Genomic DNA, 20853 nt, shown 5'->3' on the forward strand with positions numbered 1-20853 from the left:
GAGCGGTAGTTCAGTTGGTTAGAATACCGGCCTGTCACGCCGGGGGTCGCGGGTTCGAGTCCCGTCCGCTCCGCCAAATAAGAAAAAAGCCTCTACAGAAATGTAGGGGCTTTTTTCTGTTCAAAAATCAACAGAATGTGTTATTCAGCCTAGAATGCAATACCTGCTAGATTATCAAATGTCAGCTCATTAGTGTTATTCCATCGCAGATCAATAGAAACCGGCCTGTCACGCCGGAGGTCGCGGGTTCACTGTCTTAACATCAGCAAAATTGCTGTTTTAGCCTAGCCAATAATGTGGTACACATTACTGGCCATATGCTTTATGACTTATAGCTGATTAACTAGAACGCGTAACTGACATTCAATTCGAGTGAGCGACCCGCACCAGCGATTTGTTGAAAACCGTTACTGTTATCAGCCTTATATTCAGCAATACTGATACCGCCAAGTGGCAATTGATAATACTCATCAAGCAGATTTTTCACTGCTATAGTCATTGTGGCATCTTGCCATTGGATACTGCTGCTTAAGTTAAGCAGTGTGTAACTGTCAGTTGTGTTTTCTAAACGCTGTTCATCCACGCGGTCTTTACTCGCAACCCATAGCCAACTGAGACTATTTTGCCAATCGCCTAGCTGTTGTTGTAAAGCTAGCTTAGTTTGCAAAGGTTTTATTTGATACAGCGCTTGGTCATTGTCATCTCTTTCGCCGCGCGTGGCACTGATATTAGCGTTAAGGAGCCATTTACCACTGCGGTTTTCTGTTATTTGATATTCAGCATCTATGCGTGCACCAAACAAGGTCACGTCCACATTTGCAAACTGTAAAATATGACGACGATTACTATCGATGCTTGTGCGATTAAAGCTGCTGACCACATTAGCATCAATATAATTATTGATGTCGCTATACCAAGCTGTTGCACTAAATGCTAAATCATCTTGTACTCGCTTGTAAGCCATACTCAATGTATGTGCAGTTTCTGCACTAAGGTCTGGGTTACCTATGTAGCCGTTTGCATCGCCGTACCAGCCAATCATAGTCGTCGACATGGTGCTTTGGCCCCAACTGTATCGCTCATATAAATTTGGGGCGCGGTTCTTTCGGGCTAAACCAAGTTCTATCACTTCAGTATCACTGAGTTGATAGCGAGCTAGAAGGGTGGCATCGATGTTATTGTCATTGTGCTTTCGATATAGGCTATTAAATTCATCTGCGGCCATGGCATTAACATTGGTCATGCCCATCATACTCATAGTGTTATAAGGTTGAACCTCACCTGTGCTGGTTGATACGTATTCATAACGAACACCTGCAGACAGCCACCAACGAGTATTAAGTGTTTGTTGCCACTCGCCATAAAGTGCAGCACGTTGGCGTTCGCCATCATTGATATTGACGTAGTCATTGGGGCCCATCATGGTAGAACCTTCAATCGCTGGCCATGTATCATCAAGCTGATAAACATAATATTCTTGGCCAATTAATAATGTACTGTCTGAACTGATTGGCAGCAGCCAATGCAGTTGGTAACTGTAATCTTTACCCTTAGTTTCCATTGGCATCATGCCGGTTTTTTCATCGCTAAAGAAACCCATCTCATGCTCGACATTGTGCCAGTTTACTTGGGCAGTGAACTCGCCTTCATTTTCCAGCGTTCGTTGATAGCGCACTAATGCGCCATAACTGTCATTATTCGTCATGTCCATATACTGGTTAGCGAAACCTTGAAAGGGGATATGTTGATGGGTCAATTTGACAGCAATTTGTTGGTTGTCATCTTGCCAAGCAGCAACTAATGCATGATTTTGTGATTGGTATAAGGTGTCTAGTACTTTATCGCCGTGGCCGTCGGTATAGCTGTTAGCGTCTTCAAATGCTCCTTGGTAACTAAAGCTTAATGTTTTATTTGCAACAGTGGCATTTACACCTGCGAGAATGGCGTCATTGGTACTTCGGTAACCACTAGATATGTTACCACTTTGCCATGTCACATTGTCACTCTCGGTAAATACAGGGGTTAAGCTATTGACGTTAATTACGCCAGCAATGTTATCGCCACCGGCGCTCACCGGAGAGACTCCAGCAACCACTTGGGTCGAACTAATGTGATTGGCTGACACATAAGAAAGTGGCGGGTTCATCTGGTTTGCACATGATGAGGTAATATCACTGCCATCAATGAGCACCTTAATGCGATCGCCCATCATGCCATTTAAAATCGGTAATGCCGATACGCCACCTGCTTCAGAAAAGTCTACTCCTTGCTTTTCAAGTAAGCTTTGGGCTGAGCCGAGTAAGTCTTTGTTAGTCGTGTTTTGTCCATGTACTTCAACCCGCTCAATGCCTTCACTATTTTGCTTATCGTACTGCTCAGCCATTACTTGAGGTGTAATAGCAAACATTACAGCCAATGAAATTGATGAGTAAACCCATGGGTAATTTGTATTTGATTTAATGGTTTGGATTGCTTTTTTTACCAACGTCATCACCTTTGTTATTATTTTATCAACCTTTGATGAATATATTTCAAAGGTTTTTATCAGTTTTTTGAAATTATAACCTGCTAATAAATATGATGAATGCGACATAGTGTCGCACCTTGATGAATAGCTGTCTGTGGTGATGAATGAATCATGGAGATATCAATGACACTGCATCAGTTTCTGACATGTGGATTGATAACTTTTGTATGAAATGATTATTTTAGTGCTTGTTATTTAGCGAAAAACTTGCTTATACTGCGTGACATCTTGTCGGAGTGCCATTATGGCTGAGACCGTTTATTCGGGATCCGTTGAACCTGATCAGGCTAGAACCTGCGAAGGAAACAAGCGTAATAATCATGATAGTTGGGAAGATAAATAACGTATTAACAAGACCGTAAATGGACGTTTACCTCCGAGTTTTTTATCGGTTTATATATCCAGTTACGTTATTACTTTAGTATTTTTCTATGTGATTATTGACGTAAGCAATAGTATTTTTTATTGTTTACTGCTGCTATCAACACCTCTCCAGACAAGCAACTCTACTCTTAATATTGAGGTTGCTAATGTCAAATCCAAACCGTCGTCAAACTCGAGCTAACGCTCAACAATTTATTGATACCCTTAAACCGTTACAACATCCTAATTCTGAAAAAGTCTATTTAACGGGTAGTCGAGCTGATATCAACGTCGCTATGCGTCAGGTTAATCAAACTGAAACCGTGATTGGCGGCACCGATGCAAAACCCATTAAACAAGCCAATCCGCCTATTATGGTCTACGACTGCGCGGGTGCTTATTCTGATCCCCTTGCCGATATTAATGTGCGTGAAGGCTTACCTAAAATCCGACAAGCATGGATTGATGAGCGCCAAGATACTGAGCAATTAACCGGTGCAAGTTCAGGCTTTACCCAACAGCGACTAGCCGATGATGGACTCGATCATTTACGCTTTGATGCCCTTGTCGCGCCTAAACGTGCCAAGTCGGGCAAATGCGTGACCCAAATGTATTATGCACGCCAAGGTATTATTACCCCTGAAATGGAATACATTGCCATTCGTGAAAACATGGCTCGTGCTGAAGTAACCGACACCGTATTAACCCAAAAAGCGCCTGGAGAGGCTTTTGGTGCGCATATTGGTCAGCTGATCACACCTGAGTTTGTCCGTGATGAAGTCGCTCGAGGTCGAGCGATTATTCCGTTGAATATTAACCATCCTGAAACCGAACCTATGATTATTGGGCGTAATTTTTTGGTGAAGGTGAATGCCAATATTGGTAATTCAGCGGTGACATCTTCGATTGAAGAAGAAGTTGAAAAACTGGTGTGGTCAACCCGTTGGGGTGCAGATACGGTCATGGACTTGTCGACCGGGCGTTATATTCATGAAACGCGTGAGTGGCTTATCCGTAATTCGCCAGTGCCAATTGGTACCGTGCCGATTTATCAAGCATTAGAAAAGGTTAATGGCGTTGCCGAAGACCTCAGTTGGGCAGTATTTAGAGATACATTGATTGAACAAGCCGAGCAGGGCGTAGATTATTTTACGATTCATGCTGGGGTGTTATTGCGTTATGTACCCATGACCGCTAAACGCCTTACCGGCATTGTGTCACGTGGCGGTTCAATTATGGCTAAGTGGTGTTTAAGCCACCATCAAGAAAGTTTCTTATATGAACATTTTCGTGATATTTGCCAGATTTGCGCCCAATACGATGTGTCATTGTCGTTAGGCGATGGTATGCGCCCCGGTTCAATTGCCGATGCCAATGATGAAGCGCAATTTGCGGAATTAGAAACCTTAGGTGAATTGGTCAAAATTGCATGGGAATATGATGTGCAAACCATCATTGAAGGCCCTGGTCATGTGCCAATGCAATTGATTAAAGTCAATATGGAAAAGCAATTGGCCCTTTGTGACGAAGCACCATTTTATACCTTAGGCCCACAAACAACCGATATTGCGCCGGGCTATGATCACTTCACCTCTGGTATCGGCGCTGCCATGATGGCTTGGTACGGCGTGGCGATGTTGTGTTACGTCACCCCCAAAGAACACTTAGGTTTGCCAAATAAAGAAGATGTAAAACAAGGCTTAATTGCCTACAAGATTGCAGCTCATGCTGCTGATGTCGCTAAAGGTCATCCAGGTGCGCAAGTACGTGATAATGCGTTATCAAAAGCCCGCTTTGAATTCCGTTGGGAAGATCAATATAACCTAGGTCTTGATCCTGATACCGCTCGTGCTTACCACGACGAATCGTTACCACAAGAATCGGCAAAAGTGGCTCACTTTTGTTCAATGTGTGGACCTAAATTCTGTTCGATGAAAATAACCCACGAAGTGCGTGAATATGCCGCGAATCTTGAACAAGCTGAAGCACTTAAGATTGAAGTATCTTCCGCTAGTGCTTATCAAGCTCAACATACGGCTCAAGCCATAAATCCGGCGGAAGCGATGGCACAAAAGTCGGCAGAGTTCAAAGCGTCGGGATCGGCGCTTTATCATGACGTCAAATCTGTCGCACAAGTTGATACTGACTTAACGGTTGAGGTGGAATAATCGCCATGAATTCATCGACATTTGTCAGTGAATCCATAACGCAAACCCCACCCATTGTCTGGACCATAGCGGGTTCTGACAGTGGTGGTGGTGCAGGGATTCAAGCTGATTTATTAACTTTGCAAGACTTGTCGTGTCACGGGTGTAGCGTAATAACCACATTAACCGCACAAAACTCAGTTAGTGTGAGTCTTGTTGAAACCGTTTCTGAATCCATGTTGTTGGCTCAGTTCAACAGTTTACTCGTGGATTTGCCGCCAGTGGCGATTAAAATTGGCCTGTTGGCATCCCAAGCACAGGTGGACATATTAGCTGGCTGTTTAGCTCAAATGCGTGCTACTCAGATGATGGTACCTTTTGTGGTGCTTGATCCTGTCATGGTCGCCAGTAGTGGTGCGCACTTTAATCCTATCGATCTCGATTTTAGTCCTCTCATTGGCTTAATTGATTTACTAACGCCTAATCAGCACGAATTGAAACGTTTATGTTCTCAGTATGCGTTAGCGCAATATTGTGATGTCGATAACAAGGTTGCTCAGCAACAGCAAATGATCTGCGATGCCAAATTGTTATCCGATACATTTAAATGCAATGTGCTCGCTAAAGGCGGTGATGCTCAGTGGCAGCAACAATATGCAATAGATGTATATGTGAGTAAAAACGTTAAAGGTGCCAGTATTACACACAGTAATGCGGTGTTTATGCTAAGTAGCCAGCGGATAGCAACCACCAATAATCATGGCAGTGGTTGCACATTATCATCTGCAATAGCGTGTTTTATTGCCCATGAGTTCGTTATTCATGATGCTATTGTGCTGGCAAAAGCCTACGTCAATAAGGGACTCACTTTAGGCGTAAGCCTTGGTCAAGGACCTGGTGTCTTAGCCCGTACTGGTTGGCCTGATGATTTAGGAATGATGCCATCAATCAAGTTGGTATCTTCTGAGCATCTCGCTGATGATTCGTGCAAGCAAGCTGCACCGAATGGTTTTAAATCGCTGCATCAATCCTTGGGGATTTATCCTGTTGTAGCTGATATCGATATGCTTAAAAAATTGTTAAAAGCGGGCTGTAAGACGGTTCAATATCGTGCCAAGTTAGCTATTAATATCGATACTGATGACAGCCATGTATTACAAGGATTAACACTCGAAGCCAATATCATTGAGGCCATCAAACTCGGTCGCGAATATCATGCTCAGTTGTTTATTAATGATCATTGGCCACTGGCGATTAAACACGGTGCGTTTGGGGTTCATTTAGGCCAAGAAGATATGGCAACTGCAGATTTAAGCGCGATAGCGGCAACAGGAATGGCGTTAGGGTTATCGAGTCACAGTTATTTTGAAGCCTTATTAGCCCACCAATGTTCGCCTTCATATATTGCTCTTGGGCATATTTTTGCTACCACGACCAAGCAAATGCCTTCCGCGCCTCAAGGGCTCAGTAAACTTAAACGTTATGCCAGTTTATTTGCGCGCCATTATCCTACCGTTGCTATTGGCGGGATAGATCTCAGTAATTTGGCGTTTATTGCTGCTACAGGCGTTGGTGATGCTGCCGTTGTAAGAGCGGTGACTACTGCTGACGATCCGGCGAAGGCTTATCGAACGTTGCATCATAAATGGTTGCAGCTTACCCGACCTTTACCTAAAGCTAATTTATCTCAGGAGGGCGTATGAGTACTTTATCTGATCGAGATTATATTCAGTATTCGCGCACCATGTTACTGAGCGACATGGGAGAAGCAGGGCAGCTTGCCATTATGAATAGCGCTGTAGTGATCATTGGTGTTGGAGGCTTAGGGCATTTAGTGGCGCATTATCTAGCTGCCGCGGGTGTTCAGAAAATACTGTTAATTGATCATGATGTGGTTGAACTATCCAATCTACCAAGGCAACTCCTGTTCAGGGCCGCTGATATTGGCAAAGCCAAAGTCAGCATTGCAAAAAATGTGCTTAGTAGCGCTTACCCTGAAATCACCATCGATGTGCTAGCACAACGAGTTACATCAGCGCATTTTAATCAGCTTGTTAAACGATTTACCGTAAAACCTGTGGTGTTTGATTGCACTGATAATGTGAGTGCGAGGCAACTGATAAACCAAATGTGTGTACAGCATCAGTTAACCTTGGTTAGTGGTGCTATCAGTGCATATCAGGGGCAATTATTTTGTATCGATTTTTCCCACACACATTCGCATTCATACAGCGGTTGCTATTGTTGTTTATATCCACTTGATACCCCCATTATGCAAAATTGTACTCAAACTGGAGTGCTAGGGCCTGCTGTGGGTATTATCGCCAGTATGCAAGCGCTGGTGGGCCTTCAGCACATCTGCAATACCTTTACCCAATACGGTGTTCTACATCGATTTAATGGTAAGGATTTACGCTGGCAGCATGCCCAAATGAGTCAAGACCCACAATGTGAAGTATGTCATCAATATCCATTAACTGATCATCAGGAGCGGTCTAATGTCACAAACTGATCCCCTCGAGCTAATAACCCTGCACCTTAATGGTGTCGAGCAACATGTTCGGGCCAATTTGAATTTGGCTGAACTACTTATACTCAGCGATTTACCCACTCAAGGAGTGGCTATCGTGGTCAACGATACTGTTGTGCCTCGAAGTCGTTGGATGCATATAGTGTGTCAAGCCGATGACAATATCACCGTCTTTTCTGCCGTTGCTGGAGGTTAATGATGTTAACGATAGCCGATCATCAATTTTCGTCTCGGTTACTCACCGGAACAGGAAAATTTTCAGATCACAATACAATGTTACAAGCGATAGCAAGTTCTGGGTCGCAGTTAGTCACCTTAGCGATGAAGCGGATTGATTTGACTCGCGGCCATGACAATTTACTCGGTCCTTTGCAAAGTATGGGGGTTAAATTATTACCCAATACCGCTGGTGCGCGTAATGCCAAAGAAGCCATTTTTGCTGCTGAACTCGCTTATGAAATGTTGGGCACTAAATGGATTAAACTTGAAATTCATCCCGATCCCAAATACCTCATGCCCGATCCAATTGAAACATTGATTGCGGCTCAATATTTATGCGAACAAGGCTATATTGTTATGCCTTATGTGCATGCCGATCCAGTATTGTGTCGTCGCTTAGAAGAAGTTGGTTGCGCTGCGGTTATGCCACTCGGCAGCCCAATAGGCAGCAATCAAGGCTTAGCGACGGAAATATTCTTAAGCATTATTATCGAACAGGCTAATATTCCGGTAATAGTAGATGCCGGCATTGGCGCACCTTCACAAGCTTGTAGAGCTATGGAAATGGGCGCAGCAGCAGTATTGGTAAATACCGCGATTGCAAGTAGTGCCAATCCCCAACAAATGGCTAAATGTTTTGCTGATGCAGTTGCAACAGGAAGACAAGCATATCTTGCTGGATTAGGGGCAGTGAACAACCATGCTAACGCGACCAGTCCTTTGACCGGATTCTTGTCAGAACCATCAATCAATTCGCTTGCAAAGTCAGTGAATGGTAAGGGGGGATAGCATGACGTATTCAAGTGTATTTTCGCAATTAGCCCCCGATGCGTTATCGATGAAGCTGTATTCTACTACCGCCAAAGACGTTGAGCGGGCTTTGAAAAATCCAAGCGGTAATCTTGATAGCTTGTTGGCATTATTATCTCCTGCCGCAATGCCATACATTGAGCCAATGGCCCAACAAGCTGCTAAGCTGACTCGGCAGCGATTTGGTGCCAATATTGGTCTTTTCTTACCCTTATATTTATCAAACTTATGCGCCAACGAGTGCGATTATTGTGGCTTTAGTATGAGTAATAAGGTCAAGCGTAAAACCCTTAACAGAGATGAACTCGAAGCCGAAATGGCGATTATTAAACAACGAGGCTTTGATTCGATATTATTAGTGTCTGGTGAGCATGAAACTAAAGTTGGAATGGGGTATTTTGAGTCGGTGTTACCACTCGTTAACACGGCTTTTAATTATGTAGCAATGGAAGTTCAGCCATTGGAAACTGAACAGTATCAGCGTCTTGGGAAATTTGGCGTTGATGCCGTTATGGTATATCAAGAAACCTATCGTCCACATACTTACGCTCAACATCATACACGCGGTAAAAAACAAGATTTTATCTATCGTTTAGATACCCCAGACAGAGTGGCTCAAGCCGGAATCGATAAAATTGGCCTAGGAGTATTACTTGGGTTAGATGATTGGCGCTTAGATGCATTACTGATGGGCTTTCATCTAGATTACTTAGAGAAAACCTATTGGCGTAGTCGCTACAGTATTTCATTACCTCGTTTACGTCCATGCACTGGCGGCATTACACCGAAAGTTGAATTGACGGATGCAGGATTAGTGCAAATGATCTGTGCATTTAGGTTGTTCAATCCTCAACTTGAAATCAGTTTATCAACTCGTGAGTTGCCGTCGTTGAGGGATAATTTACTCCCTTTAGGCATTACCCACATGAGTGCTGGAAGCTCTACTCAACCAGGTGGTTATATGTCGCCAGACAGCCAACTTGATCAATTTGAAATCAGTGATAACCGCTCTGTTGAACAGGTTATTTCACAAATTAAATTACGAGGGATGAATCCAGTATGGAAAGATTGGGAGATGGGTTGGGTTAACGGCTAACTTTTGTTTGAAAACTGTACATATTAGTCGGTTTAGGCCATAATAAATCGACTTTTTTAAAATCAGGAGCAGTATTATGCAAGTTCAATCAGCCTATGCGTCAGGTATGCAGGGATTGCAAAGTGCTCAACAAGGTTTAGCGCAAGCAACAACATCTGTTGCGATGCCAGATCAACAAAAACCGGCTGTGTCTAATTCACCAAGCCAAGATACTGTGACCTTAAGTTCTCGTGCTGTTGGGCAAACTGACACCACATCAGCTTTAGTGTCTGCGACTGAATCATCCAACCAAGCTCAAGCATCTGCTAAAGTGATTGAAGTAGCTTCTGAGACTGTTGGCAGTTTGATTGATATTGAAGTGTAATCATGAATGCGGCGATGGTTTCTGCAAACACTGGGTCAGTTAATAATACTGCCCAACTTAACCACCGCAATTCATTGTCCACGCCGCAAGCTCAACCACATACACAAGCAATCAATAGTGCTCAAACAACAAATAGCATTCAAGTCAGTAACCCTCGATCTGCCCCCACTATTGCTGTAGACATTCAATCTGGAAATATCCAGTCAGGTTCAGTTAAAAACAGCTCGCTCAAATCCAGTTCATTTCAAACTACGGTCTCATCAACAGCGGCGTTTAAGGTACCGATAGACCTTAAACCCACTATAAGCACAGATACTCAGCATAACTCTACATCTAGCTTAACTGCGAGCAATGAAACCAAGTCTCAAAAAATTATAGTTGCTGATACATTCAATAGTTACAGCTTAAAAAGTGGTCCACTTAATCTTACTGGAGTATTAAATCGTTCACCTACTCCAATCCAGGCAACTGATACCGTTGCTGGGACATTTGTGAGTACCGATACACCAGCCGCAACGAGTCATGGTGGAGCCGTTAATGCTCAACAGCCAGTAGTTAATATGTTTACTCAGCCATCTGATACTTCAGCTGCAGCAATAAATAGTACGGACCAAAATTCAACAGTGGATGATCCGTCAGTCAATGCAGAATCTCAAACATCAAACCGTCAAGCTGAAACAGCAGCTCAACAAGTTGAGCAACAGGTAAAAGACAAACAACAACAAATTGAACAAGCTGAAATTAAACAAATTGATCAACTGGCACAACGAGATACCGAAGTTAAAACCCACGAACAAGCCCACGCAGCAGTGGGAGGCAGTTTGGCACAAAGCCCGAGTTATCAATATGAAAAAGGCCCCGATGGACGTCGCTATGCGGTGGATGGTGAGGTCAATATCGATGTGTCTACTGTTGATGGTGATGCGCAAGCAACGTTAAGTAAAATGCAGAAAGTGTATGCCGCTGCGATGGCGCCAGTACAGCCGTCAATGGCTGATATTCGTGTGGCGGCGCAAGCATTACAAAACATGAATGAAGCAAAGAAAGAGTTAATAACAAGTAATTCAGATGCTTTGTCATCAACAACAACGAATACTTCCATATCTCAAAACAGTCAAACTTTAACCAATGATCCTCTTAATGCTGATGATTCAAACATGAGTTTATTGTCTCCAAATCGTTCATTATCAGCAGAACAGCGTCATTCTACTATGGCAAACGACACTGCAGCCGTTGACGATTCAACTAGTCAGTCTCTACCTTCCCCAGAACGTTATTCACAACAGCATCAATCCATCGAAATCTACGTGTAGTTTTTTTTCGATGTCTCTGCAGTATGCATTCAACACCAACTAAATTCGATAATTTAGCGATGGTAAATTATCTGAACTCGATATTAACGACTTAATCAGAACTTGGCTGAACGCATCCTAGTATCGCAAGCCAAATCATAATGCCCTATGTATATTTTGCCAAATGAGCTAATTTATATGGATGCTAAGATGTTTAATTGAAAGTGCAGGGAACAATGATTTTCAGCGATTTGTGCAAGATAAGGATTCACGAGCATGACAAAAATCATGTGTTATGTAGAAGCTGACTTGAATAAGTCGCCATATTGATTAAATATCTACAACACCAAATCTAAGTAAATTTTTTTATACTGATAATCAGCCATTAAAAGGTAAGTTATGCTGTTTTAAAATTAAGCTTTCTAATAACTTACAAGCAGGGCCTTGCTGATCGCGATTAGGGACAACCAGATTCAATATTGCTTTTCGATTATTACCTCCACGCAAATGAAGACGGATGAGTTGTTTATTTTGCAATTCTTGCTGCACAACAAAGTTCGGGATCCAACAAAAGCCAATGTTACGAGCTAAAATCGATTTTGCCTCATGAAAGTTTGATACCGTCCAACGTTGTTCCGCTTTAAGCCAACCAATATCATTGGTTGCATTTATTCCCGTATCTTTAATCACAATTTGTAAATGCTGGGCTAACTGCTTGTCATCATCAATGCGTTCTAATTGCGCAAGCGGATGGTCTGGATGACACACAAGTTCAAAATTTAATTCACATAATGGCTCTGCAATATGGCCTTTGGGTGGTGTAGCGCAAATAGCAATGTCGACTTCATTATTAAGCACAAGTTCATGAGTACCAGTGATCACCGAGTCGATAATCGTTACCCTTGTACCACGACTTTGAGGTAAAAATTCGTCTAGAGCTGCCACTAGAGTGTCCATCGGATAAATGATTTCTCTGGCAATGGTAAGGTTAGGTTCCCAACCTTGTCCTAAATTTGAGGCTAATTGTTCTAGCTCTTCAACCGATTGAGTTAAATGACGAGAACGACGTAATAACACTTCTCCTTGCTCGGTTAAATAGGCTTTGCGGCCTTTTACTTCGAGTAAGTTAATCCCCAGTTGATGCTGCAACTTGGCCACCGCATGGTTTAGTGACGATTGGCTCTTGTTGAGCTTTTCTGCAGCCTGAGCATAGCCTCCAAAATCAACGACAGCTTGGACAATTCGCCATTGTTCTAAGGTTGATTTAGCTCGGCTCATTAAGTGTTCTCTTTATTGTTGAGTAAAAATGACGGAAAATCATAGCTTTGTTTGAAATAAAAAAGGCAAATGCACTGCATTTGCCTCAAACGTATCACTGCTAATATTTAGTGTGATTTAGCATCGTTCATAGACGCTTTAGGCTTAACAAGTTTTGGTAAGTATTTCTTGGTACTAGAAATATTATTTAAATATGGTCCTTTATGTAACGTTTCAGGCCAATCTAATAACATCATTGCTAATACGTTTCTGTGTTCACCAGAAGATAATTCAACTTTGCCATGTGGTGAGGGGATCATCATCGTTTTAGGATCGTAAGCCGCAATCACATGCTTTTTCACTTTCTCTACAACTGGGTTATCGCCGTTACCAGTAATTAAGAAACTAATACCCACTTCAGTAATAATATCTTCAGTAGTATCGGTTAAAATGCGATCAATATTGTTTTCAAAGTAATCTAAAATCCACTGATACTCTTTTGGATCGACTGGATGTTGATAATACTCGCTAGCTGAAAAAATAAAGTGAGTCATACCATAAACTTTGTTTTTATATTGGCCTTTTTTGAGCTTATCATCATTACTATCTGGATAGGTTTTAATGAAGGCTTGTTTGTAAGCTTGGTAATAGTCGCCAACACCGATTTGCTTGGCCCAATATACATAGTTGATTAACTGCGCGGCCCAAGCTTTGATCATTTTTGGATCAGTGAAAGCGTGTTCTAAATTAGCACTTTTCAGGGTTTTTATCATTAAATCATGACAAGGTCCGGTAAAGCCAAACTCATCGACTCGACTGGCATAGCGCAATAGCACATCGGTATATAACATAAAGTTAGGGTAAGGAGCGATGGCTTCCTTACGGGCGGTAGCCCGTGGGCCAGAGCCTAATTTATCCGCTTCAATTTTTGATTCACTTTTAATAAAACCGGGTTTATCCAGATTACAAGAATAGTATGCTTGGCGTTCTGCAATGGTGAGCAAATCGATTAATGAACCGTTAGCGTATTTTGCTTCCCCAGTCATACGGAATTGACGTATAGCATAATGGCCTTGTACACGAGGCGGTAATGAATAAAGATTGGTTTCTAAATTGGTTTTAATGCCTTGATAAACTTGGTCAGCCGTTAACTTATGTGGTGTTTTTTCAACGGACTCTTTTGCGAACGCCACACTACTAAACAACGTAGCTGATAATAGTAAGTACGAGAGTGTTTTACTCTTGCGTAGTTCCAGCATGTTTAAATCTCCTGATAAGTGAATGTGGGTCTATTGGTGGGCCAATAAGCTGCTCAAGTTGATCGTCTAAAGTTAAATGTGTTTCGTTTACAACCAATAAATTAAATATCGCGCGAGTCGATATATTGGCCGGTGTGTCAGCAATGATTAATTGAGTCAATGCGGTTTGCCATAAAGGAAGGTAATGATTAATTCCTTCATTAGCAATAGCTTGATAACTATATATTGCGTCCGTTGCATTTGGCCATGGTAGGCCAAAGCTTTGCTCAAAAGCCACTGATAGTGGTTGATTATGACTTAACCAAATATCCTGCTGTGTACCTTTGAAATTACCTTTATATTGATAAAAAGCCAGTGAAACCTTTGTCCTAAATACCCATAATTGCTGTTGATATTGTGCTGCTAATTGGTGTCTTTTAGGCAATTGGGATAAGTTCAGCTGTTGTGTAATGTAGTGTGCTAACCACTGTGTTGCAATCGCATGGGCATCAGTGTTTTGTGTTCTATTGGTAATAAAATAAAACTGCCCACCTTGAGCCAAGGATACTATTGCTTGGCTTAATCTGTTAATTAATTTTTGTTGTTGTTTCACATGGATTAATTGCGATGGAAAACTTAGCGAATATTGGCCAAATTGATGACCGACAACAGTTTGTTTTATCAATTGACCATCTATATTTAATGGATTGTGCTGCTTATCTTGTGGGTAGGTGAAAATTTCACCCAGTAATCGCTGTTGGTGCCAAACGCGTATGAGGTGTGCCTCACTTAAGCTGCTATGTTGACTGTCTGCAAGCGATGTCGTTTTATTTATTTTAGGATCGTCTATTTTATCATCGTCTATTGCGATCAGTTCAAACTTGAGATCTAAAGCTTTAAGGCTTTCGAATATTTGCTGTAAAAATGCATCCGTAGTAATCGATTTTATAGCCGATGAATTACTTACCCGACTAAGGGCATGGGCAATATTCCATGGCGCGATACCAAGATTACTTGTTTGGCTGGCTAAGAATTGCTCTAACAACGGCGGGGTTAGCCCATGAGATGAGAGTTGTGCCTGTGCGGTATTATCATAGTCTTGAAGAATTGCGTGCTGCAGTTGTAATTGATGGATCAATGCAAGCGCTGGAGCTTGTTTGTCTTTTGCGCGAATTTGATAGGCAAGCCAAACCTGTTTTCTACAGTGTTCATTGGGTTGTGTAATTAAATATTTAGCAATACGAATATCAATATTAGTATTGCTGCTCTCTGAACTAAATTCATTGGATATTACACAGTCTTGCTGATTAAATTGCATGCTGAAGAGTCGTTGAGACAATGCTTGATTATTGCTTGCCTGGGCGCTGTGCAGTTTTGACTTTTCGATTAGCTCCCACTGTGATTGTCTTATGGCGACTAAGCGTTGTCCTAATTGATCATAAGGCGGTCGAAGCTGTAACAACTGATCAATTAAGCGTTGGGTATTGGCTGCTGTAGCTAACGCATAAAGTTCATCGGCAAGGTGTAATTGGCACCATAATAAGCCTTGCCTATTTAGGCTGTCGTTGGCGAAAGGGCGGTAATATTGAATTCTGTCGTTGATATTATTTAACGCAATTGTGCGCTTTTCAAATTCAACAGCTTGTTGTTCAACAGACTGAAAAGAAACAAGCTTGTCTTGTCCTAAATCAGGTTGATATTGTAAGCACTGTTCGACGAACAGTGCTAAGGGATTAGCCACAGCGCTTGCTGTGGCTAAAAGATTAAAAAATAGGGTTGCTACAAAAATGCTTTTTAGCATAAGCCACGCGTTCCTCAACTGACATTGTTGAGCTTTTCATCGCTTCTACATGCTTAAGTCGAGGTAAAATCCCTCTACCATTGGCAATTTGAATGGTTAGACCAGGACGGGCATTCAATTCAAGTAACAGTGGGCCTTTGTTTTTATCTAACACCATGTCAGTACCTAAATACCCGAGCTCACACATTTCATAGGCACTTGATGCTGTGTGGAGTAAGGTTTCCCAATGAGGAACTTTGATGTTCGACAGTGGAAAGTGAGTATCAGGATGCTTATCAACGGGTAAGTCAAATTGCACAGCATGCAAACTGTGTCCGGTAGCGATATCTAAGCCAACACCTACAGCGCCTTGGTGTAAGTTAGCTTTACCATCTGATGCTGCAGTTGATAAACGTAACATTCCCATCACAGGAAAGCCTTTAAACACAATTAAGCGGATGTCTGGGACACCCTCATAACTTAAGCCTTCAAAGACTGGGTCAAATTCAATTAACCCTTCAACAATTGCGACATCAGGCTTACCGCCGAGAGAGAATAAACCACTTAAAATATTAGATACATGGCGATAAATTTCGCTATGAGTCACTTCGTGGCCATTGGGCTTGTAATAACAGCCATTACTCACTCTGGTGATCACCATAATGCCTTTACCGCCAGAACCTTTTGCTGGCTTTATCACAAAACCGCTACGGTCGAGGACCATAGCTGGAATTTCTTGGATTTTATGTTGTTCATGAACAACCCCAATTAAATCGGGAACGGCTATGCCATTAGCAAGCGCAAGTTGCTTAGTAATTAGTTTGTCATCAACGCGTTTATAAAACTTACGCTGATTATAACGACCAATATAGCTAATATTGCGCCTGTTCATGTTGAGTACACCGCTACGGCTCAATTCCCAGGGCCAGGCGTACTTCATTATTGCTCTCCAACTAATGGTTTAAAGCGTTTCAATTCAGTTAAACGGTAACCTGTGTACTGTCCCATCACTAATACCAACGCTAAAATCACTAAGTGAATGCCTAAGAAGTTGAATACCCAATGCTGAACTAATTGGTTGTCCATGGCTAAGTACGCCAATGTGGCCACAAATAAGCTACCGCCACCTGATACAAAGACTTTCTTAGGGCCTTCTTCTTCCCACAGAATAGACATGCGCTCAATGGTCCACGCAAGAATGATCATCGGGAAGAAGGTAATCGTTAAGCCTTCACTTAAGCCTAATTTGAATGAAATTAAGGTAAATAAGCCGATAATAAAAATAACCACAATAATTACCGCCGATATTCGGGATATGAGCAGTAAGTTAAGCGTCGACAGATAGGAACGGATCATTAAACCAAAGGCAACAATAAGCAAAAAGCCAATTAAGCCGGTTAGTAGGGTCGTTTGAATAAACGCCAGAGCGATCAATACCGGCATAAAAGTACCAGATGTTTTGATGCCGACAATGACGCGTAAGAACACCACGACTAATACCCCAATTGGGATTAACAGAATGCCCTTAAATGTGCTTTGTTCTTCAAGCGGTAACTGATACAAAGAGAAATCCATTGCATCGTCATTCATCATCATGTCGATAGAGGTGGCTAATGCTGAACGAGTATCTTGCAGCATTGAGAAGTTAACTAATGAGCTAGTCCCTCCCATAACATCAAGTACTGAGTGGCCAGTGTATTCCCATAATACTAAAGTATTGTCACGGCCTTTTTTGTTGTTTGGAACGTCAAAAAGTTCCCATTGACCGTTATTGTAAACTTGAACGTATGATGTGAGCTGCTGACGACGTCGTTGATCTTCAAGTTGCAAACCGTTAACAATACGTGCAGGTACCCCTTTTGAGTGCAACATGTGCACAAACAAATTGGTTGAGGTGTTAGCCGATAATAACAACGCCATATTTTGGCTCTGATCGTTATCGTTAATCAAATTCATTAACTGCTGAGCAAACGACAGGTTAGTAGCACTGCGAGCCCAGACTTCTTCAATGACTTGCTCTGCTGCTGATTTCTCTGTTGCAGGCCATGAATATAATTCTGGCGTGGCAGGTTCTTCGACGGCTTCAATATTAAGCTTGCCTGTGGGTACCAAAGTGACTCGGTAATACAATGCTTGTGAGCCAGAAGCCTCACGAATAGACCACACGGCGCGACGGTTATTAGTATCTTCTGAAATATTTAAGCCATAACCTGGTGATGATGCATTTTCAACTAAGATGTCAAATGCAGGATCGTTAGGTAATGAGAAATTGACCTCAGCAGGTTGATTCTTTCCATTAAAACTGATTTTGGCATCAACGGCCCAACTTTGTACCTGGTCCCCAGGTAAAAAAGGCACATTGTGTTCGATACCACGATATATGCTGGTGCTGATCCCGATGATAAATAGCAACGCAACGAATATGTAAAACGGTTTACGAGAATGCATTACGGATCCTACTTAATTAACGTGGTAATTTGGTTTTTGGCTTTACCATGAATGTAGATTTGGCCTACATCAACAATGGCAATATCTTTCATAAACTTGCGACCTAGTAATAAAGGATAATCTAGGTGGCTTCGATCCGTTAGGTTTAAATCTGTTTCGGCGGCATATTTACCTATTTTTAAATGGGCATGGATTACTGGACGACGATCATCAGCCGTATCTGCATCTTGTTTAATACGAACAAAGCGTTCAACTTTAGATTCAAAGGTGTTTGCAGGTTGTTCAGTGTTATTAGTTATCACATCATAGCGAACCCACTGTACGCCTTCTCGCTCAAATAATACGATATTGCGTGCGTCTAGAGATGATGACTCTGCACCAGTATCAATGCGTGTGGCAAACTTTAATTTTACTTCATCTATATAGACACTTTCGACTTCACCAAGTAGAAACTTCTCACCAATAATGGCTTCAGGACATTGTTGTGGGACCGCCACAGGCTTTGGTGTAGGTGGTTGAACAATAATTGTTTTTGGTTTTTGACTCATTGCGGTGCTTACCTGAGTCTTCAACTTTCTAATTTCGTCAGAAAGCGCACTAATGTCGCTTGTCTGCTGACTATTTTGTACATTGATGGCATCAATAATGACGGTTTGCGAAACTTGCAAACTGCTATTCAAATCAGCATTGGTCAGCGGTGGTGTTATTGTTTTTTGGGTGGCTGTACAACCCGATAATAGTGCCGCTGCAACGGATAGAGCAATTACCTGCTTTAACATGTCAATTCCTGTTGAATAGTAATATTTATACTAAATCGTGATTCGGTTGGTTCTTTGTTGCAATGATGATAGCCCTCTTAGGCGCGGGATAACCTTCTACGGTTAAACTCACATCATTTGGATCGAGATAATCGACTAGAGATTCATTTTTCATCCACTGGGTGCTGCGTTGTTCTGCTAGTGAGGTGATATCGATATCAACACAACGAATATCAATAAACTCACATTTCTTTAACCATAACATTAAGGCTGCAACTGATGGTATAAACCAAACGTTGTTCATTTTGCCATATCTATCTTGTGGAACAAGTACCGCATTTTCATCGCCATCAATCACCAGTGTTTCAAGTACCAATTCACCACCCACTCTTAATTGGTCACGTAATTGTAGTAAATGATCTATCGGAGAGCGACGATGATAGAGTACGCCCATCGAGAATACGGTATCAAAGGCATCTAATGCGGGTAATTCCTCTATCCCTAATGGCAGCAAATATACCGGATGCTGATTACCTGCAACTCGCTTGATAGCTTCAAATTGACATAAAAATAATGGCGAAGGGTCAATCCCTACAACACGAGTTGCGCCATCACCTAACATCCGCCACATGTGATAGCCACTACCGCAACCAACATCTAACACTGTGCGATTTTTTAACGGTGAAATAAAATTTTTAACTCGGTCCCATTTCCAATCACTGCGCCATTCTGTATCAATTTGAATACCATGAACGGAAAATGGACCTTTACGCCATGGTTGAAACACCGCCAGTAAATTAGTCAGCTTTTCGACTTGTCCTGGGCTGAGTTGTTCCCCGGTTCCAATTGTTACACTGCTGCTAAAATCTATTTTATCCGGTTGAGGATAATGTAATTTATTGAGCACTTTTTCCCATTTAGGTAAATTGCCGTGTTTATGATCTCGTTGCCATTTACCTAAAATTGCCGGTAATGTTTCCAACCAGTGTTGTAGGTTTGAATCAGCAATGTCTTTATAAAAAGAGCTAAAATTGATCATTTAATGGCTACCATAGATGCAAAGTTAAAACATTGAAACCAGACTGAGAAGTGACTAAAGCCGTTTTCAGTTAAGCGTTTTTGGTGGACATTTAAGCTGTCTGGACGCATAACGTTTTCTAATGCACTGCGTTTTTGACTTATTTCGAGCTCACTATACCCATTTGCACGCTTAAAATCTAAATGCTGTTCATCTAATAACTGTTGAATTTGATTATCTTCAAAGAATAATTTTTCTGAAATGACTAAAATTCCACCGGGTAACATACCATCGTAAATACGTTTTATTAGGGCGTCGCGATCATGGGTCGGTAGAAATTGTAGGGTAAAGTTGAGCACCACCATCGACGCATTCTGGATGTCGATATCTCTGATATCAGCACACAATAAATTGACTTGAATGTCGCTGACATACGCAGCAAGATTTTCAGTACAACGCTCAATCATAGACTGGCTATTGTCTACCGCATAAATTTGACATCCGCGCCCTTCAATTTGACGACGAATACTTAATGTAGCTGAGCCTAACGAACTACCGAGATCGTATATATTGCTTTGGGGCGTGACAAAGCGATTAGCAAAATCACCAATGGTATTGATAATTTGTGCGTACCCAGGAACAGAGCGGCGGATCATGTCATTAAATACACCAGCAACACGTTGATCAAATTGAAAATCAGTAATTTGGTCGGTCACATGAGCGTATATCTTATCTTGTTGAGAGTTCATCAGCTGTAATGTGGAAAAGTTAGAAATGTATTTTAGCTAATGATGGTGAACTGCAGCAAGTATCTAGCTAATAATTTGTGAGTTTTTTTTCAAATAGTTGACAATGTTGTTAATGGGACAGGTTTTGAATGCTTATGAATGCTGGTATTATGTGCATAAGCTTCAGAATATTAATTTCTATTCATAAAATTAGCATGACTCAAGACTGAATAATGATATTATTTCTTCTTGTAACAAAGTAGCAACAAAGCTGTTTT

17 protein-coding genes and 1 riboswitch are annotated in these 20853 nt (G+C 41.8%); of the genes, 8 read left to right on the plus strand and 9 right to left on the minus strand.

Annotated features, from left to right (window positions below):
• Window positions 1-343: 343 nt before the first annotated feature.
• A complete protein-coding gene (locus AAEY99_RS18870) occupies window positions 344-2491 on the minus strand; it encodes a TonB-dependent receptor plug domain-containing protein (protein WP_350979767.1) in 2148 nt (715 codons plus the stop codon).
• 258 nt (window positions 2492-2749) lie between these two features.
• A riboswitch (TPP riboswitch) is annotated at window positions 2750-2849 on the plus strand.
• Window positions 2850-3057: 208 nt separating this feature from the next.
• On the opposite strand from AAEY99_RS18870, the gene thiC reads away from it, so the two are divergent.
• From thiC to AAEY99_RS18910, 8 genes are all read left to right on the plus strand, one after another.
• The gene (gene thiC, locus AAEY99_RS18875; protein WP_162023267.1) at window positions 3058-5058 is read left to right on the plus strand and encodes a phosphomethylpyrimidine synthase ThiC; all 2001 of its coding nucleotides are present in this window, start codon (window positions 3058-3060) and stop codon (window positions 5056-5058) included.
• Between the two features lie 5 nt (window positions 5059-5063).
• Window positions 5064-6740: a bifunctional hydroxymethylpyrimidine kinase/phosphomethylpyrimidine kinase gene (locus AAEY99_RS18880; protein ID WP_351011563.1), complete on the plus strand. Its 1677-nt coding sequence runs from the start codon at window positions 5064-5066 to the stop codon at window positions 6738-6740.
• Window positions 6737-7549: a HesA/MoeB/ThiF family protein gene (locus tag AAEY99_RS18885; protein ID WP_351011565.1), complete on the plus strand. Its 813-nt coding sequence runs from the start codon at window positions 6737-6739 to the stop codon at window positions 7547-7549. The genes AAEY99_RS18880 and AAEY99_RS18885 overlap by 4 nt, the downstream gene beginning before the upstream one ends.
• Window positions 7536-7763, plus strand: coding sequence for a sulfur carrier protein ThiS (gene thiS, locus AAEY99_RS18890; RefSeq protein ID WP_101087010.1), 228 nt, complete (start codon window positions 7536-7538; stop codon window positions 7761-7763). The genes AAEY99_RS18885 and thiS overlap by 14 nt, the downstream gene beginning before the upstream one ends.
• A 2-nt stretch (window positions 7764-7765) precedes the next feature.
• Complete coding sequence (locus AAEY99_RS18895) at window positions 7766-8575, plus strand: thiazole synthase (protein WP_351011583.1); 810 nt, start codon at window positions 7766-7768, stop codon at window positions 8573-8575.
• Between the two features lies 1 nt (window position 8576).
• Window positions 8577-9692: a 2-iminoacetate synthase ThiH gene (gene thiH, locus AAEY99_RS18900; RefSeq protein WP_351011567.1), complete on the plus strand. Its 1116-nt coding sequence runs from the start codon at window positions 8577-8579 to the stop codon at window positions 9690-9692.
• Window positions 9693-9768: 76 nt separating this feature from the next.
• Entirely contained in the window at window positions 9769-10056 is a 288-nt protein-coding gene (locus AAEY99_RS18905) for a chemotaxis protein (RefSeq protein ID WP_182743759.1), read from the plus strand.
• 2 nt (window positions 10057-10058) lie between these two features.
• On the plus strand, window positions 10059-11369 hold the full coding sequence (locus tag AAEY99_RS18910; RefSeq protein WP_351011569.1) for a putative metalloprotease CJM1_0395 family protein: 1311 nt from the start codon (window positions 10059-10061) through the stop codon (window positions 11367-11369).
• Window positions 11370-11726: 357 nt separating this feature from the next.
• On the opposite strand, the gene AAEY99_RS18915 is transcribed toward AAEY99_RS18910, so the two are convergent.
• From AAEY99_RS18915 to cmoA, 8 genes are all read right to left on the minus strand, one after another.
• Entirely contained in the window at window positions 11727-12626 is a 900-nt protein-coding gene (locus tag AAEY99_RS18915; RefSeq protein WP_101087015.1) for a LysR family transcriptional regulator, read from the minus strand.
• Between the two features lie 107 nt (window positions 12627-12733).
• Window positions 12734-13864, minus strand: coding sequence for a DUF3541 domain-containing protein (locus AAEY99_RS18920; RefSeq protein ID WP_351011571.1), 1131 nt, complete (start codon window positions 13862-13864; stop codon window positions 12734-12736).
• Window positions 13842-15644, minus strand: a complete 1803-nt coding sequence (locus AAEY99_RS18925; protein ID WP_351011573.1) for a hypothetical protein — start codon at window positions 15642-15644, stop codon at window positions 13842-13844. The genes AAEY99_RS18920 and AAEY99_RS18925 overlap by 23 nt, the downstream gene beginning before the upstream one ends.
• Window positions 15607-16563 (minus strand): alpha-L-glutamate ligase-like protein, encoded by a 957-nt coding sequence (locus AAEY99_RS18930; protein ID WP_101087018.1) that lies wholly within the window; start codon window positions 16561-16563, stop codon window positions 15607-15609. The genes AAEY99_RS18925 and AAEY99_RS18930 overlap by 38 nt, the downstream gene beginning before the upstream one ends.
• A complete protein-coding gene (locus tag AAEY99_RS18935; RefSeq protein ID WP_101087019.1) occupies window positions 16563-18071 on the minus strand; it encodes an inactive transglutaminase family protein in 1509 nt (502 codons plus the stop codon). Before AAEY99_RS18935 ends, AAEY99_RS18930 begins: the two co-directional genes overlap by 1 nt.
• An 8-nt stretch (window positions 18072-18079) precedes the next feature.
• On the minus strand, window positions 18080-18850 hold the full coding sequence (locus AAEY99_RS18940; protein ID WP_351011575.1) for an ATP-dependent zinc protease family protein: 771 nt from the start codon (window positions 18848-18850) through the stop codon (window positions 18080-18082).
• Between the two features lie 25 nt (window positions 18851-18875).
• The gene (gene cmoB / locus AAEY99_RS18945; protein WP_351011577.1) at window positions 18876-19868 is read right to left on the minus strand and encodes a tRNA 5-methoxyuridine(34)/uridine 5-oxyacetic acid(34) synthase CmoB; all 993 of its coding nucleotides are present in this window, start codon (window positions 19866-19868) and stop codon (window positions 18876-18878) included.
• Window positions 19865-20596, minus strand: a complete 732-nt coding sequence (gene cmoA / locus AAEY99_RS18950; RefSeq protein ID WP_101087022.1) for a carboxy-S-adenosyl-L-methionine synthase CmoA — start codon at window positions 20594-20596, stop codon at window positions 19865-19867. The genes cmoB and cmoA overlap by 4 nt, the downstream gene beginning before the upstream one ends.
• Between the last annotated feature and the right edge of the window lie 257 nt (window positions 20597-20853).

This window comes from Shewanella sp. S1-58-MNA-CIBAN-0166 (genome assembly GCF_040310085.1).
Taxonomy (GTDB): Bacteria; Pseudomonadota; Gammaproteobacteria; order Enterobacterales; family Shewanellaceae; genus Shewanella.

What these genes read in the sequence shown, in the direction of transcription:
- AAEY99_RS18910 (WP_351011569.1), top strand. Translation starts at nt 10,059, where the DNA reads ATGAATGCGGCGATGGTTTCTGCAAACACTGGGTCAGTTAATAATACT.
- thiS (WP_101087010.1), top strand. Translation starts at nt 7,536, where the DNA reads ATGTCACAAACTGATCCCCTCGAGCTAATAACCCTGCACCTTAATGGT.
- cmoB (WP_351011577.1), bottom strand. Translation starts at nt 19,868, where the DNA reads ATGATCAATTTTAGCTCTTTTTATAAAGACATTGCTGATTCAAACCTA.
- AAEY99_RS18920 (WP_351011571.1), bottom strand. Translation starts at nt 13,864, where the DNA reads ATGCTGGAACTACGCAAGAGTAAAACACTCTCGTACTTACTATTATCA.
- AAEY99_RS18870 (WP_350979767.1), bottom strand. Translation starts at nt 2,491, where the DNA reads ATGACGTTGGTAAAAAAAGCAATCCAAACCATTAAATCAAATACAAAT.
- AAEY99_RS18930 (WP_101087018.1), bottom strand. Translation starts at nt 16,563, where the DNA reads ATGAAGTACGCCTGGCCCTGGGAATTGAGCCGTAGCGGTGTACTCAAC.
- AAEY99_RS18880 (WP_351011563.1), top strand. Translation starts at nt 5,064, where the DNA reads ATGAATTCATCGACATTTGTCAGTGAATCCATAACGCAAACCCCACCC.
- AAEY99_RS18925 (WP_351011573.1), bottom strand. Translation starts at nt 15,644, where the DNA reads ATGCTAAAAAGCATTTTTGTAGCAACCCTATTTTTTAATCTTTTAGCC.
- AAEY99_RS18915 (WP_101087015.1), bottom strand. Translation starts at nt 12,626, where the DNA reads ATGAGCCGAGCTAAATCAACCTTAGAACAATGGCGAATTGTCCAAGCT.
- cmoA (WP_101087022.1), bottom strand. Translation starts at nt 20,596, where the DNA reads ATGAACTCTCAACAAGATAAGATATACGCTCATGTGACCGACCAAATT.
- AAEY99_RS18905 (WP_182743759.1), top strand. Translation starts at nt 9,769, where the DNA reads ATGCAAGTTCAATCAGCCTATGCGTCAGGTATGCAGGGATTGCAAAGT.
- AAEY99_RS18885 (WP_351011565.1), top strand. Translation starts at nt 6,737, where the DNA reads ATGAGTACTTTATCTGATCGAGATTATATTCAGTATTCGCGCACCATG.
- thiC (WP_162023267.1), top strand. Translation starts at nt 3,058, where the DNA reads ATGTCAAATCCAAACCGTCGTCAAACTCGAGCTAACGCTCAACAATTT.
- AAEY99_RS18940 (WP_351011575.1), bottom strand. Translation starts at nt 18,850, where the DNA reads ATGTTAAAGCAGGTAATTGCTCTATCCGTTGCAGCGGCACTATTATCG.
- AAEY99_RS18935 (WP_101087019.1), bottom strand. Translation starts at nt 18,071, where the DNA reads ATGCATTCTCGTAAACCGTTTTACATATTCGTTGCGTTGCTATTTATC.
- AAEY99_RS18895 (WP_351011583.1), top strand. Translation starts at nt 7,766, where the DNA reads ATGTTAACGATAGCCGATCATCAATTTTCGTCTCGGTTACTCACCGGA.
- thiH (WP_351011567.1), top strand. Translation starts at nt 8,577, where the DNA reads ATGACGTATTCAAGTGTATTTTCGCAATTAGCCCCCGATGCGTTATCG.